Raw genomic sequence first — 15453 nt, 5'->3', positions numbered from 1 at the left:
GACCACGGGGACTGAGCCGCACGTTGCGAGTGGCGGGTGGTCGGGTAGGTCCATGGCATGGCCCTCGTATCCCTGCCCCTGGAATTCCACCTCAAGGTGGGTCAACTCGGCGCATCCGTCGCCCTGTTCGCGGCGGGGGTCCTCGGCCGGGCGCGGCGGTGGGCCGGGGATCAGGAGGCGGCCGCCCCGGGGAGCGAGCAACCGCCTCAGCCCTGCCAGTGCGCTCCCGTCCGGCCCCGCGCGGACCTCGCCGCCGTGCCGCGCGGCCCGGTCGCCGCCGCCGAGACGGACCTGCGCACCTGTGTCTCGGAGCTCGCGTCCGACCTGGCGTCCCGCCTGGGCAGTGAGTCGCAGGGCGGCGGCATGGCACACCCCTGAGCCGCACCACAGGAACCCGGGGCCGCATACTGGATCACGTATCACCCGGGAACCGCTGGGGAGCCGTATGAAGCAGCACGACCTCGATCCCGAGCCCCCTCCGCCCGGCGGCATCCTGTGGGACATCGCCGGTGAGGTGCGCTCCCTGCTCGCCCTCCCCGCGGCGCTCACCCTTCAGGTCGCCCACCCGGCCGTCGGCGCGGGCGTCGACGAGCACTCCGTGTTCCGCACGGACCCCTGGGGCCGCGGCGAGCGCTCCTTGCGCTCGGTGATGCTGTGGGTCTACGGCGGTGAGGACGCTGCACAGGAAGGCCGCCGGCTGCGCCGGCTCCACCGGACCATCCGCGGCACCGACACCCGGGGCCGCGGCTACCACGCGCTCACTCCCGCGTACTACGCCTGGGTCCACGCCACCGGCTTCCCCGTGTACCGGCAGGCCCAGCGCTACCTCGGCCGCCGCCCCTTCACCGAGGCGCAGGAACGCCGGCTCTACGCGGAGTGGCTCCAGGTCGGCCGGATCCTCGGCCTGCACGACCGCGACATGCCGCAGACCGTCGAGGAGTTCTGGCCCTACTACCGCAAGGTTCTGGCCGACGAGATCGAGCTGACGGCCGTCGTACGCGAACTCGTCGCCGTCGACGCAGCGGTCCCGCCGCCCGATCGCGGGCCGCTGCCGGTCAGGCTCGCGCTGCGCGCACTGTGGCCGCTGCTGCTGCCCCCGCTCGCCCGCTTCCGCCGCTTCCTCACGATCGGACTGATGCCGCCCGACGCGCGGGAGGCCATCGGCCTGCCGTGGACCCCGGTCCAGGAGCGCAGACTGCGACGGTTCGGCGCGGTCGTCCGGCGGGTGGTGCCGCTCCTGCCGGAGCGCCTGCGCTATCTGCCGATGGCGCGACGGGCGCGAGCCGCCGAAACAGCCCGCGCCCGCTGACCCCGAAAGGCCACTGACCCCGAAAGGCCACTGCGCCTCAGTGGTCGTGCACCGAGTTCGTCGCCGCGATCTGCTTCCACGACTTCGGCTGCGCCGGCGCCACCCCGGCCCGCGCGACCCGGTCCCGCTGCGCCGCGGCCGTGCCCGGCTTCGACGGCTGGTAGAGCCACGTGTCGAAGAGCGCCGCGAGCGGCTTGCCCGAGACCTTCTCGGCGAACTTCACGAAGTCGGCGACCTTCGCGTTCCCGTACGCGTGCTCCTGCGGCCACCCCTTGAGGATCGCGGCGAACTTCTTCTCGCCGACCTCGTTGCGCAGCGCCTGGATGGCCAGCGCCCCTCGGTCGTACACGGCGATGTCGAACTGGTTCTCCGCGCCCGGGTCACCCGGCTTGACCTTCCAGAACGCGTCGTCGGCCGGGTGCTGCGCGTAGGTGTAGTCCGCCAGCTCCTGCGCCGTGCCCTCGCCCTCCTTCTCCGACCACAGCCACTGGCTGTAGCGGGCGAAGCCCTCGTTGATCCAGATGTCCTTCCAGCCGTCGACGGAGACACTGTCGCCGTACCACTGGTGCGCCAGCTCGTGCACGATCACCGACACGTTGGACCCGTTCGCGAACTGCTTCGGGCTGTAGAACGGCCGCGTCTGTGTCTCCAGGGCGAAGCTGGACGGCACGTTCGGGACGTACCCGCCGAGCGCGTTGAACGGGTACTTCCCGAACTTCGTCTCCAGCCACTCGGCGACCTCGGTGGTCCGCTCGACGCTGGCGCGCGCCGCGCCGTAGTTGTCGCCCAGGTCCTTGCTGTACGCGTTCACGACCGGCAGGCCGTCCGCCGTCTTGTCCGTGGTGATGTCGAACTTGCCGACCGCGAGCGTGGTCAGATACGTCGCCTGCGGCTTGTTGGAACGCCAGTTGAAGCGCGTCCAGCCGAGCTTCGACGACTGCGACTGGAGCACGCCGTTGGAGATCGCCTGCGTCCCGTCCGGCACGGCCACCGACACGTCGTACGTCGCCTTGTCGCGCGGGTGGTCGTTCGACGGGAACCACCAGGCCGCGGATTCCGGCTCGTTGGCCCCGATGCCGCCGTCCGGGGTGCGCTGCCAGGACGTGAAGCCGTACAGCTTCACCTCGGACGGCTTGCCGGCGTAGCGGACGACGACGGTGAACGTCGATCCCTTGGGCAGGCCCGCCGGCGGAGTGACCTCGAGTTCCTCCACGCCGGACGTGGCGAACTCGGCCTTCTTGCCGTTGACGAGGACCTCGCTGACCTTGAGGCCGAAGTCGAGGTCGAAGCGCGAGAGGTCCTGCGTGGACGTGGCGAGGATCGTCGCCGTGCCCTCCAGGAGGTCCGTCTTCGGCTGGTACTTCAGGCGCAGGTCGTAGTGGGAGACGTCGTAGCCGCCGTTCCCGTAGTCCGGGTAGTAGGGGTCGCCGATGCCCGAAGCCCCAGGGGAGAAGTCCGCCGCCGATGCCGGGATCGCCAGCATGAGAGCGGCCGCCAGTGCGCCCGGGGCGATGAGTCTGCGGTACACGAAAGCTCCAAGTCGTAGGGCTGTGAACGTTGTTGCCGACCCTATTCAGCCCCTCCCGCCCCGGTCATGTCCATGGCCCCTCGTGTCACACGATCGCCATTCGGCCGACATGTGCCAATCCGTCCCATGGACCTTTCATCGCGCCTTTCATCACCAAGGACTGCCCTCTTTTGCAAGGGAGTTCACCGGGGTAGCTTCCGCCCCATGCCGATACCTGAGAGACGCACGCGCCCCCTGTGGAGGACGCTCGCGACAGCGGCCACCGCCGCACTCCTTGCCGTCCTCGTCTCTCCCGGGGCCGCCCAGAGCGCCACGCCCCGTGAGTCGAAGCCCGTCTACTCGTACGACAAGGCCATCCGCGAATCCGTCTGGGTCGACACCCGGCTCGACGGCGACGGCGACGGGAAGACCGACCGGGTCGCCGTCGACATCATCCGGCCGCGCGAACCCGCGCAGCAGGGCCGCAAAGTCCCCGTGATCATGGACGCGAGCCCGTACTACTCCTGCTGCGGCCGCGGCAACGAGAGCCAGCTGAAGACGTATGACGAGCACGGGAACGTCGTCCAGTTCCCGCTGTACTACGACAACTACTTCGTGCCGCGCGGCTACGCCTTCGTCGCCGTGGACCTCGCGGGAACCAACCGCTCCGACGGCTGTGTCGACGTCGGCGGCCGCTCCGACATCCAGTCCGGCAAGGCCGTCGTCGACTGGCTGAACGGCCGCGGCAAGGGCTACACCAGCCGCACCGGCACCGAACGCGCCAAGGCCGGCTGGACGAACGGCAGAACCGGCATGATCGGCAAGAGCTACGACGCCACCATCGCCAACGGCGTGGCCGCGACCGGAGTCGAGGGCCTGAAGACGATCGTCCCGATCGGCGGCATCTCCTCCTGGTACGACTACTACTTCCAGCAGGGCGCGCCCCTGTACGACAGCGGACCCGAGTGGCTGTCCGACTACGTCGAGAGCCCCGAGGCCCGCGCCCGCTGCGCCGCCGTACAGAAGCGACTTGTCGACGAGGCGCCCAGGACCGGTGACTGGACCGGCCTGTGGGACGAGCGGAACTATGTGCCCGACGCCGGCAAGGTCAAGGCCAGCGTCTTCGTCGTGCACGGCATGCAGGACCTCAACGTCCGCGCCAAGCACTTCGGCCAGTGGTGGGACGCCCTCGCGAAGGCGGGCGTCGACCGCAAGATCTGGCTCGCGCAGACCGGCCACGTCGACCCCTTCGACTCCCGCCGGAGTGCCTGGGTCGACACCCTCCACCGCTGGTTCGACCATGAACTCCTCGGCTACGACAACGGCGTGGACCGCGAACCGATGGCCGACATCGAGCGCACCCCCGACCACTGGACCACCGACCGCGTCTGGCCGCCCCGCACCACCGACTCGGTGCGCCTGAGCCCCGCCAAGGGCAGCGCGGCCGGCGTCGGCAAACTCGGCCTCAAGCACGGCTCGGGCACCGAGGCGTTCACCGACGACCCGAAGCTGAGCGAGACCGACTGGGCCGCGCAGATCGACAAGTCGACGCCCGACAAGGCCGGGTTCATCACCGAGCCGCTCGGCAAGGACCTGCGCCTGTCCGGCTCGTCGAAGGTCACCGTCACCGCCACCCCGTCGACCACGACCGCCCACCTCTCGGCCGTACTCGTCGACCTCGGCCCGGCCACCATCCGCGACTACGCCGACGGCGGCGAGGGCATCACCACGCTCACCGACCGCACCTGCTGGGGCGCGAGCACGGCCGGCGACAGCTCCTGCTTCCTGCGGACCGAGGCCAAGACCGCCGACGTCGACCGGACCGTCTTCAGCCGCGGCTGGGCCGACCTCGGCAACTACGCCTCGGAGCGCACGGGCAAGCCGCTCACCCCGGGCAAGCCCTACACGATCACCCTCGACCTGGCCCCGAGCGACCACGTCGTGCCGGCGGGCCACCGCCTCGCGCTGATCGTCGCGGGCACCGACAAGGACCTCATCGACCCGCCGTCGACCAGGCCCACGCTCACCCTCGACCTGGCCAGGACGTCCGCGCGCGTCCCGCTCGTCGGCGGAGCCCACGCGTTCGCGTCCGCCACGGCCGGCACCCACACCGCCGCGCCGCGCACGTCGGCACCCGAGCGCCTGTCCGACCCCCGCCCGTTCCGCCCCGTCCCGGGAGGCAGCACTCGATGACACCGCGCTCGACGACACCCCGTATCCGTACCCTCGCCCTGGCCGCGACGGCGGCCGCCCTCGCCGCGCCCCTGCTCACGGCCCCGGCCCAGGCCAGCTCCGCGCCACCGAGGACCGGTTTCGAGCAGAGCGACGGCGCCCGCTGGACCGGTCAGCCCGAGGAGCAGGACTTCCTCGCGGCGGTCGACAAGGGCAGTGACCGCGTCTCCGTCGACACGGCCGGCACCACCAAACAGGGCAGGCCCGTCCAGCTCGTCCGCATCGGCGAGCACCGGACCGCGAACACCGTGCTGCTCATCTGCAGCCAGCACGGCAACGAACCGTCCGGCCGCGAGGCGTGTCTCACCACGATCCGCGACCTCGCCTACGCCAAGGACAGGAAGTCGAAGGCCTTCCTGTCCCGCACCACCCTGCTCGTCGTCCCCACCGCCAACCCCGACGGCCGCGCCGCGAACACCCGCGGCAACTCCGACGGCATCGACATCAACCGCGACCACATCGCCCTGGAGACCGCCGAGGCGCGGGCCATGGCCGCCGTCATCCGCGACCGCAAGCCCGACGTGATCTACGACCTCCACGAGTACGGGGCCACACCCAAGTACTACGACAAGGACCTCTTCGACCTCTGGCCGCGCAACCTCAACACCGACACCCAGGTCCACGACGAGGCGGAGACCCTCTCCACGGCGTACGTCCGTCCTGCCGCCAACGCGGGCGGATACTCGACCGGCACGTACGGCATCTGGACCGACCCGGTGACCGGCGAGCCCGTCAAGCAGACCGCGGGGGACGGGCAGGAGCGCATCCTGCGCAATGTCTCCGGCGTGAAGCACGCGGTCGGACTGCTCATAGAGAGCCGCGTCGACCCTCAGACCGACGCGGAGAAGGCCGACCCGGCGCTCAACAACCGGCGCCGCGTCAAGAGCCAACTCTCCGCGCTCGGCGGCCTGTTCACGTTCACCGACCAGCATCGCGGCAAGATCGAGGCGGCCACCGGCGCCGCCCGCGTGGCCGGATACCGCGACCGCGGACCCGTCTACGTCGGCGGCGCGGACAACGACCCGGCCGAGCCCACGGAGATCATCCAGAACCCGCCGTGCGGCTACCGCCTCGACGCGTCGCAGTACGCGTCCGTCAAGGACAAGCTGGCGCTGCACGGGATCACCGTGCGCAAGGACCGGACAGGGGAAGGGGTGTTCGTGCCGCTGCGCCAGTCCGAACGAGCGCTCGTGACCCTGCTCCTCGACGCGCGTGCCCCGTACCACCTCATCGAGGGGGAGCCCGACACCACGTGCTGAAACCGGGGCGTTCGCGTCGTTTGTGGTAGGTCCTGAGGGGTGAATAATCCCGAAATCAAACCTGCCGCGGAGGCGACGGGGCGACGGAGTCCGGCGACCGACCGGGTGGTGTTCGGCGTGACAGCCGCACTCACCGTGGCGTTCGTCATCTGGGGCTCCGTCGCCACCGACTCCCTCGAGGACGTCTCGACACGCCTCCTCAAAGGGTTGATCCACAACGGCGGTTGGGCGTTCATGCTGGCCGCGTCCGGCTTCGTCGTGTTCGCGCTCTGGCTGGCCATCAGCCGGTACGGGAAGATCACGCTGGGCGACGAGTGCGAGACTCCCGAGTTCAGGACCGTCTCCTGGGTCGCCATGATGTTCAGCGCCGGCATGGGCATCGGCCTGATGTTCTACGGAGTCAGCGAGCCCCTCGCCCACTACACCAGGCACCCGCCGGGCACCCAGCCCGTCGACTCGGCCCAGGCCATGGAGACTTCCATGGCCACGACCCTGTTCCACTGGACGCTGCACCCCTGGGCGATCTACGCCGTCGTCGGACTGGCCATCGCCTACAGCACGTTCAGGCGCCGCCGCCGGCAGACCATCAGCTCCGTCTTCGTACCGCTGATCGGCGAGCGGCACGCGCACGGCGCCTGGGGCCGCGTCATCGACATCATCGCGATCTTCGCCACGCTGTTCGGCTCCGCCGCGTCCCTCGGCCTCGGCGCCCTGCAGATCGGCAGCGGATTCGAGGTCCTCAACTGGATGGACAAGGCGAGCACGGGCCTCCTCGTCACCATCATCGCGGTCCTCACCGTCGCCTTCGTCGCCTCGGCGGTGTCCGGGGTCGAGAAGGGCATCCAGTGGCTGTCCAACATCAACATGGTTCTCGCGCTGATCCTGGTCGTGTTCGTGTTCATCGCCGGGCCGACGATCCTGGTCCTCGACCTGCTGCCCACCTCGCTGGGCGCGTACCTCGGTGACCTGCCGCAGCTCATCGGCAGGACCGAGGCGTCCAGCGGCAAGGGCGTCGCGGCCTGGCTGGGCAGCTGGACGGTCTTCTACTGGGCGTGGTGGATCTCCTGGACGCCGTTCGTCGGCATGTTCATCGCCCGGATCAGCAAGGGCCGTACGATCCGCCAGTTCGTCGGCGGCGTCATCCTCGTCCCCAGCACCGTCAGCCTCGTCTGGTTCGCGGTCTTCGGCGGCACGGCGATGGACCTGAAGGAGCACGGAGCCCTCCGCGGCGCGACCACTCCCGAGGCCCAACTCTTCGGCGTGCTCGACGAGTTCCCCATCGCCACCGCGACGAGCCTGCTCGTGATGATCCTCGTCGGGATCTTCTTCGTGTCCGGCGCCGACGCGGCCTCCATCGTGATGGGCACCCTCTCGCAGAAGGGCGCCCTCGAACCCGGCCGCTTCGTGGTCATCTTCTGGGGCGTCGTCACCGGAGCCGTCGCCGCCGTGATGCTCCTCATCGGCAACGGCTCGGGCAACGCGCTGACGGGACTGCAGAACCTGACGATCCTCGTCGCAGCGCCCTTCACCCTCGTCATGATCGGGATGTGCGTGGCCCTCATGCGGGACCTGCGCCACGACCCGCTGATCGTCCGCAGTGACAGGGGCGACGAGGCCGTCGAGGCGGCGGTCATCGCCGGCCACGAGCAGTACGACGGCGACTTCGAGATCCGGATCGGGCCGGGCCAGGGCACGGAGGGGGAGGACGGCCCGATCGGCTGACCTGCTGTCACTCGGTCGAACCGCTCAGGAGACGGCGAGCCCTGCCGCCTCCTGGGCGCAGCCCCACGCGACCGTCACCCCGGCCCCGCCGTGCCCGTAGTTGTGCACCAACACCCCGCCCCACGAAGCCCGTTCACGCTCCACCCGCACCTCGGGCCGCGTCGGCCGCAGCCCCACCCGATGCCCGATGACCCGCGCCCCCGCGATCTCGGGCCGCACCCGCGCACACCGCGCCACGATCGCCTCCGCCACGGCGAGGTCGGGTTCGAGCGACCAGTCGTCCTCCTGTGCCGTGCCACCGAGGATCAGCCGACCGGGCTGCGGAAAGAAGTACGTCGAGGTGTCGGGGGAGTCGCCGCCGCCGACGAACCACGTGTCCACACCCGGGTTCTCCACGAGGACGAGCTGCCCGCGCAGGGGGCGTACGGCATCGTCCGGCACGAGCGCCCGGGCGCCGGAGCCCGTGCAATTCACGACGACCGGCGCCTGAGAGCCCGCCTCCGCGAGGTCCGTGACCTCCCGCGTCTCCACGCGCCCGCCCGCCGCCAGGAAGCGCTCCTTCAGCCACTCCAGGTGCACCGGCATGTCCACCAGCGGAAGCCGCGCCCACAGGCCCGGGCCGCCCCCGTACTCCGCCGCGGTCGCCGGACGAAGCCCCGCCACCCCGTCCGCCCACGGGCCAAGACCCTCAAGGAGGGTGTCGGCCTGCAGGCCCTCCGCCATGCGCACGCCCGCAGGACCGGGCTGCGCCGCCAGCTCCTCGTACACGCGCAGGGACCGCAGCGACCAGTCACTCACCCGCTCCACCGGGTCGATCCTGTACGGCCACCACAGCGCGCCCGCGACCGCCGACGTCGTCAGTGCGGTGGGATCCCGCGTCCAGACCCGCACGCGCCGCCCCATGCGTACGAGTTCAAGAGCCGTCGTCAGGCCGATGACCCCGCCGCCGACCACGATCACATCGCTGCTCGCGTCACTGTCCACGAACGGACCGTAGCGGAATGGGTCATGCCGTGCTCACATCAGGTCGCGGGTGGGAATACTCAGGGCATGTCTGCCGAGTACGCGACTTTCGGCCTGGCACCGGCCATGCGCGCCGGTGGAGTTCTCACGAACGGGGACTACCAAGTCCACCGGGAGTTCCTGGACTTCATCGTGAACGGCTCGCCGCTGCTGTTCCAGCTCTCCGACCTCGACGCCGTCTCCCCGCTCGCCTCCGACATCCCGCCGGCGATCTTCACGGACCACGTCCGCAGTCTGCTCCTCGAAGCGGACGCTCCGCTCCCCGACGGCCGCTATGTCGTCTACGGGTGCCCCGAGTGCGAGGGCCTCGAATGCGGGGCCGTCACCGCGGTCATCGAGGCGGACGGGCCCGACGTCATCTGGCGGGACTTCGCCTGGCAGACCGAGGAACGAGCCGACCTGGAGCTCAACGGCTACCACGGGATAGGCCCCTTCCGCTTCCACGGCGCCGCGTACCGCGAGTCCCTGCGGCCGCTGCTCGACGGCGGCGCGGAGCCCGCCCCGGCCCGCCGCGTCCTGCTCATCGGGGCCCGCGTCGCCGTCCTCGCCAAGCTCGCCGCCGCGCTGCGCACCATCGGCATCGGCGCCGAGATCACCCAGGACGCGACCGGTGTGCCGCCCGACGAACTGCGCACCTACGGCGCGGTCGCCTTCGGCCGCGCCGTCAGCGAGTCCGACCGGGCCGCGGTGCGCGAACAGTTCGAGCGGGCGGGCGCCGAGACCGCCTACGTGGACGGGCTCGCCCCGATCATCCCGCTCCTCGTCGCCCAGATAGAGAGCGCCCTGGACCGCCGCGCCGTCCCGCAGCGCCGCCTCACCCGCCTCGTCGCCGCCGACGGGGAGGCGGGCCTGGAAGTCACCTCCGCCTGCCGGGTCCGCCTCACCGCGTACCGCCTCGACCGGCTCTACCGCAGCCACGCCCAGGACGTCTTCGACGCCGTACTCGAACCGGGCCGCCACCGCATCGCCCTCGACCCGAAGGCGACCAGGGGCGAGTCGTTCGTCGTGGCCCGCACCACGGGCAGCGTGCTGGTGGCGCCGATGGCCCGGTGAGGTGGGCTTCCGCCGCCGGGGAGCGGCGGGCGTGGGCGGTCCGTCCGATCGCTAAAATCGGCGGTCTGATGACTGCCACTCTCGTAGCCAAGAACCTCGCCGCCGGGCACGGCGACCGGTCCCTGTTCTCCGGGCTCGACCTCGTGGTCGCGCCCGGGGACGTGATCGGGCTCGTCGGCGCCAACGGCGCCGGGAAGTCCACGCTCCTCAAGCTCCTCGCCGGCCTCGACACCCCCGAGCAGGGCGAGCTGCGGCTCTCGCCGCCCGGCGCGACCGTGGGGCACCTGCCCCAGGAGCCGGAGCGCCGCCCCGGCGAGACCGTGCGCGAGTTCCTCGCCCGGCGCACCGGCGTCGACGCCGCGCAGCGCGCCATGGACGAGGCCACCCAGGCCCTCGTCGACGGGGCCCCGGGGGCGGATGACGCGTACTCCGTGAGCCTGGAGCGCTGGCTCGACCTCGGCGGCGCCGACCTCGACGAGCGTGCCGAGGAGATCAGCGGCTCCCTCGGCCTCGGCGTCGGGCTCGACCAGGAGATGGCCTCGCTCTCCGGCGGCCAGGCCGCGCGCGCGGGCCTCGCCTCGCTGCTGCTGTCGCGCTACGACGTGTTCCTGCTCGACGAGCCGACCAACGACCTCGACCTGGACGGCCTGGAGCGCCTGGAGTCCTTCGTGCGCGGGCTGCGCGCGGGCACGGTCGTCGTCAGCCACGACCGGGAGTTCCTGACCCGCACCGTCACCAAGGTCCTGGAGCTCGACCTCGCCCAGCAGGAGATCAACCTCTACGGCGGCGGATACGAGGCCTACCTGGAGGAGCGCGAGGTCGCCCGCCGGCACGCGCGCGACGAGTTCGACGAGTACGCCGACAAGAAGGCCGCGCTCGAAGGCCGCGCCCAGATGCAGCGCGGCTGGATGGACAAGGGCGTCAAGAACGCCCGCCGCAAGGCCACGGACAACGACAAGATCGGCCGCAAGTTCCGCAGCGAGGCCAGCGAGAAGCAGGCGGCCAAGGCCCGGCAGACGCAGCGCATGATCGAGCGCCTCGACGTCGTGGACGAGCCGCGCAAGGAGTGGGAGCTGCGCATGGAGATCGCGGCGGCGCCGCGCTCCGGCGCCGTCGTCGCCACGCTGCGCGACGCGGAGGTGCGGCGCGGCGACTTCACGCTCGGTCCGGTCTCGCTCCAGATCGACTGGGCCGACCGCATCGCGATCACGGGGGCGAACGGCGCCGGGAAGTCGACGCTGCTCGGCGCGCTCCTGGGCCGGGTGCCGCTGGACGCGGGGCACGCGACGCTCGGTTCCGGTGTCGTCGTCGGCGAGGTCGACCAGGCGCGGGCCCTGTTCCACGGCTCGGAGTCGCTGCTCGACGCGTTCTGCGCGGCCGTGCCGGACACCGAGCCGGCCGAGGTGCGCACTCTGCTCGCGAAGTTCGGCCTGAAGGCCGATCACGTCCTGCGGTCGGCGGCCACGCTGTCGCCGGGCGAGCGCACCCGCGCCGCGCTGGCGCTGCTCCAGGGCCGGGGCGTCAACCTGCTCGTCCTGGACGAGCCGACCAACCACCTCGACCTGCCCGCCATCGAGCAGCTGGAGTCGGCGCTCGACTCGTACGAGGGCACGCTCCTGCTCGTCACCCATGACCGCCGCATGCTGGACGCCGTCAGGACGCAGCGGCGTCTCGAGGTCGCCGACGGCAAGGTGACGGAGCTGTCGGTCTGAGGTGCGCCGCATGGGCCGACGGGTGCCGCGTGGGCAGACGCGCGGCGCCGGGCCGATGTGTGCGGGCCGCGTCTGCATGGGCCGCCCGCGTTGACGCGCTGCCCGGGGCCGGTCACCTGCGTGGTGACCGGCCCCGGGTGTGTCAGCGCCCCTTCGGGTCGAGCAGGCCCGCGCGGCGCAGCGCCTCGGCCATCTCACTGTTCGCGGGCGCCGGCGCGGACGCGCCACCGCGCCGCTGCCCCTGGGACTGCTGGCCCTGGCCCTGCTGGCGTCGGCCCTGGCCGCCCTGACCCTGGCTGCCCTGTGCCTGGCCGCCCTGCCCCTGGCGCTGCTGCCCTCGCTGCTGCGGCGGGCGTCCGCCACGCTCCCGGCGGCCGCCACCGGCACCAGCACCGGCCCCGCCACCGGCGCCCGGCTCGCCCGTCGCCGCCTCGTCGTCGAGACGCAGCGTCAGCGAGATGCGCTTGCGCGGGATGTCCACGTCGAGGACCTTCACCTTGACGATGTCGCCCGACTTCACGACGTCCCGCGGGTCCTTCACGAACGTCTTCGACATCGCGGACACATGCACGAGCCCGTCCTGGTGCACACCGACGTCCACGAACGCGCCGAACGCCGCCACATTCGTCACGACGCCCTCGAGCACCATCCCGGAGGCCAGGTCGGAGATCTTCTCGACGCCGTCCTTGAAGGTCGCCGTCTTGAAGGCGGGACGCGGGTCGCGCCCCGGCTTCTCCAGCTCCTTCAGGATGTCCGAGACCGTCGGCAGACCGAACTTGTCGTCCACGAACTCGGCCGGCCGCAGCCCGCGCAGCGCCGCCGCGTTCCCGATCAGGGACGCGACCTCGCCGCCCGTCGTCTTCACCATGCGCCGGACCACGGGGTACGCCTCCGGGTGCACGGACGACGCGTCGAGCGGGTCGTCGCCGCCGCGGATCCGCAGGAAGCCCGCGCACTGCTCGTACGCCTTCGGGCCCAGCCGGGACACGTCCTTGAGGCCCTTGCGGGAGGTGAACGGGCCGTTCGCGTCGCGGTGCGCCACGATGTTCTCCGCGAGGCCCGAGCCGATGCCGGACACGCGGGCGAGGAGGGGAGCGGACGCCGTGTTCACGTCCACGCCCACGCCGTTCACACAGTCCTCGACGACCGCGTCCAGGGAGCGCGACAGCTTCACCTCGGACAGGTCGTGCTGGTACTGGCCGACACCGATCGACTTCGGGTCGATCTTCACCAGCTCGGCCAGCGGGTCCTGGAGGCGGCGGGCGATCGACACGGCGCCGCGCAGCGACACGTCCATGTCGGGCAGCTCCTGCGAGGCGAAGGCCGACGCCGAGTACACCGACGCGCCAGCCTCCGACACCATCACCTTGGTGAGGTTCAACTCCGGGTGCTTGGTGATGAGTTCACCGGCGAGCTTGTCGGTCTCGCGCGACGCCGTGCCGTTCCCGATCGCGATCAGGTCGACCGAGTGCTGGGCCGCGAGGCGGGCCAGCTTGGCCAGCGCCTCGTCCCACCGGTTCGCGGGCACGTGCGGGTGGATGACGTCCGTCGCCACGACCTTGCCCGTCGCGTCGACGACCGCGACCTTCACGCCCGTACGGAAGCCGGGGTCGAGGCCCAGCGTCGCGCGCGTGCCCGCCGGGGCGGCGAGCAGCAGGTCCCGCAGGTTCGCCGCGAAGACCTGCACGGCCTCGTCCTCCGCGGCCGTGCGCAGCCGCAGCCGCAGATCGAGGCCGAGGTGCACCAGGATGCGGGTCCGCCAGGCCCAGCGCACCGTGTCGGACAGCCACTTGTCCCCGGGCCGCCCCTGGTTCCTGATCCCGAACCGGTCCGCGACGATCGGCTCGTACGAGGACGGGCCACCGGCGACGTCGCCCGGCTCCTCCGGCTCCAGGGCCAGGTCGAGGATGTCCTCCTTCTCGCCGCGGAGCATCGCGAGGATCCGGTGGGAGGGCAGCGCGGTGAACGGCTCCGAGAAGTCGAAGTAGTCGGCGAACTTGGCGCCCGCCTCCTCCTTGCCCTCGCGGACCTTGGCGGCCAGCTGACCCCGGCCCCACATGCGCTCACGCAGCTCGCCGATCAGGTCGGCGTCCTCGGAGAAGCGCTCGGTGAGGATGGCGCGGGCGCCGTCGAGCGCGGCCTGCGCGTCCGCGACACCCTTGTCGGCGTCGACGAACGCGGCCGCCGCGGCGGCCGGTTCCACCGTGGGGTCCCCGAGCAGCCCGTCCGCCAGCGGCTCCAGCCCCGCCTCGCGCGCGATCTGCGCCTTGGTGCGGCGCTTCGGCTTGAACGGCAGATAGATGTCCTCGAGGCGCGCCTTGGTCTCGGCGGCCATGATCTGCGCCGCCAACTCGTCGGTCAGCTTGCCCTGTTCCCTGACCGAGTCGAGGACCGCCGCACGCCGCTCCTCCAGCTCCCGCAGATAGCGCAGCCGCTCCTCGAGCGTGCGCAGCTGCGCGTCGTCGAGCATCTCGGTCGCTTCCTTGCGGTAGCGCGCGATGAACGGGACCGTCGAACCGCCGTCGAGCAGCTCGACGGCGGCCTTCACCTGCCGCTCCCGTACGCCGAGCTCCTCGGCAATCCTGCCTTCGATGGACCCCGTGATGGGACCTGCGCTGGGTGTTGCCACGATGCCGTACCGCCTTCTCAACTGAGGGTGCGCGGCAATTGTGGCAGGTGGCGCCGACAACGGGGGGCAGCCCACCGGCCTGCCGGCGCCGGGTGTCCGTTCAGGCGGCCTTGCCGATCAGGTCGGCGGGGAACGCGCCCGCGCCGAGAGCGGTGCCCATGAAACCGCCCGCCAGCTCCGTGAGCCGGGCCACGCCCGCCTCGCCCAGGTGCGCGTACGGCTCCCGGTCGAGCCGGTCGGTCTGCGCCTCCAGGTCGTGGCGCAGCGCCGCACCGAGTTCGGTCAACTCGCCCTGCGCGTCGAGCACCTTGCGCTCCCGCAGCCGGTCGGCGGCCGCGTCGAACTCCTCGCGGGTCCAGCCGCGCGTGGCGAGCAGCCACTTCGGGGCCATGCCCTTGCCGGTCGCGACATGACTCACCAGCGCCTCGACGGGGTCGAGGTCAGCGGCGAGCAGCGCGGCCAGATGCCCGTCGCCGCGGTGCTCGCGCAGCAGCGTGGCGGCGTGCCAGTACGCGAGGTGCGGCTCCTCGGGGACCGGCAGGTCGGCGTGGGCGGCGTACAGCGGCCGGGCGTGGCGGGTGCAGGCCTCCGTGGCCCGAAGCGCGAGAGCGGCGGCCTCGGCCATCTCCGGGGAGGCCACGATCTCGTCGCCCAGGAGCCTGCGCAGCGTCGAGTCGACGGCACGCGCGCGTGCCGCGAGGACCGTCTCCGGGGAGGCCGTTTCCCACACCGCGGGCACGTGTTCGGCGACGAGCTCGTGCTTGAAGTTGTAGAAGGTCGCCGTCACGGTCCCGGCACCGACGGCCCCCATCGCCGCCGCGCGGGCCGCGAAGTACGCCGCGCTCCGGTGGGTGATCCCGATGGCGCCCAGCTCCTTGCCCAGGTCGGGCGAGAAGTAGTGCATCGAGTGGAACGGGTTGAGCATGTTGTGGCAGCGGCGGGCGGCGCGGGGGTCCGGGGAGGTCGTCATGCGAGTACGTTACCGACTGGTTGGTACGGGCGGAACG

The 15453-nt window shown here is 71.6% G+C and carries 11 protein-coding genes; 7 read left to right on the top strand and 4 right to left on the bottom strand.

The window, feature by feature from the left end; translation table 11 throughout:
* The first annotated feature begins 57 nt into the window (after positions 1 to 57).
* Together OG574_RS12425 and OG574_RS12420 are read left to right on the top strand one after the other, a co-directional pair.
* A complete protein-coding gene (locus tag OG574_RS12425) occupies positions 58 to 378 on the top strand; it encodes a hypothetical protein (protein WP_326773254.1) in 321 nt (106 codons plus the stop codon).
* 67 nt (positions 379 to 445) lie between these two features.
* The gene (locus OG574_RS12420) at positions 446 to 1309 is read left to right on the top strand and encodes an oxygenase MpaB family protein (protein WP_326773253.1); all 864 of its coding nucleotides are present in this window, start codon (positions 446 to 448) and stop codon (positions 1307 to 1309) included.
* A 37-nt stretch (positions 1310 to 1346) separates the two neighbouring features.
* Here the strand turns inward: OG574_RS12420 and OG574_RS12415 are convergent, their stop codons facing one another.
* Positions 1347 to 2837: a M1 family metallopeptidase gene (locus tag OG574_RS12415; protein WP_326773252.1), complete on the bottom strand. Its 1491-nt coding sequence runs from the start codon at positions 2835 to 2837 to the stop codon at positions 1347 to 1349.
* A 204-nt stretch (positions 2838 to 3041) separates the two neighbouring features.
* Here OG574_RS12415 and OG574_RS12410 point away from each other — a divergent pair, with 204 nt between their 5' ends.
* The 3 genes from OG574_RS12410 to OG574_RS12400 all read left to right on the top strand — a co-directional run bounded on the left by OG574_RS12410 (position 3042) and on the right by OG574_RS12400 (position 8029).
* The gene (locus OG574_RS12410) at positions 3042 to 5009 is read left to right on the top strand and encodes a Xaa-Pro dipeptidyl-peptidase (protein WP_326773251.1); all 1968 of its coding nucleotides are present in this window, start codon (positions 3042 to 3044) and stop codon (positions 5007 to 5009) included.
* Entirely contained in the window at positions 5006 to 6307 is a 1302-nt protein-coding gene (locus tag OG574_RS12405) for a M14 family metallopeptidase (protein ID WP_326773250.1), read from the top strand. The genes OG574_RS12410 and OG574_RS12405 overlap by 4 nt, the downstream gene beginning before the upstream one ends.
* Before the next feature lie 108 nt (positions 6308 to 6415).
* Positions 6416 to 8029, top strand: a complete 1614-nt coding sequence (locus OG574_RS12400; protein WP_326778444.1) for a BCCT family transporter — start codon at positions 6416 to 6418, stop codon at positions 8027 to 8029.
* A 24-nt stretch (positions 8030 to 8053) separates the two neighbouring features.
* On the opposite strand, the gene OG574_RS12395 is transcribed toward OG574_RS12400, so the two are convergent.
* Positions 8054 to 9013, bottom strand: a complete 960-nt coding sequence (locus OG574_RS12395; protein ID WP_326773249.1) for an FAD-dependent oxidoreductase — start codon at positions 9011 to 9013, stop codon at positions 8054 to 8056.
* Positions 9014 to 9079: 66 nt separating this feature from the next.
* Here OG574_RS12395 and OG574_RS12390 point away from each other — a divergent pair, with 66 nt between their 5' ends.
* Complete coding sequence (locus tag OG574_RS12390) at positions 9080 to 10105, top strand: oxidoreductase (RefSeq protein WP_326773248.1); 1026 nt, start codon at positions 9080 to 9082, stop codon at positions 10103 to 10105.
* Positions 10106 to 10173: 68 nt separating this feature from the next.
* Positions 10174 to 11817 (top strand): ABC-F family ATP-binding cassette domain-containing protein, encoded by a 1644-nt coding sequence (locus tag OG574_RS12385; RefSeq protein WP_326773247.1) that lies wholly within the window; start codon positions 10174 to 10176, stop codon positions 11815 to 11817.
* A gap of 142 nt (positions 11818 to 11959) precedes the next feature.
* Here the strand turns inward: OG574_RS12385 and OG574_RS12380 are convergent, their stop codons facing one another.
* Complete coding sequence (locus OG574_RS12380) at positions 11960 to 14446, bottom strand: Tex family protein (protein ID WP_326773246.1); 2487 nt, start codon at positions 14444 to 14446, stop codon at positions 11960 to 11962.
* A 100-nt stretch (positions 14447 to 14546) separates the two neighbouring features.
* Positions 14547 to 15416 carry an SCO6745 family protein gene (locus OG574_RS12375; RefSeq protein ID WP_326773245.1) on the bottom strand — a complete coding sequence of 290 codons (870 nt, stop codon included), beginning with the start codon at positions 15414 to 15416 and terminating at the stop codon, positions 14547 to 14549.
* Positions 15417 to 15453 lie beyond the last annotated feature (37 nt).

This window comes from Streptomyces sp. NBC_01445 (assembly GCF_035918235.1).
Lineage (GTDB): Bacteria > Actinomycetota > Actinomycetes > Streptomycetales > Streptomycetaceae > Streptomyces.
The sequence above is the reverse complement of the archived record's forward strand: the minus strand, read 5'-3'. Positions and strand labels throughout refer to the sequence as shown.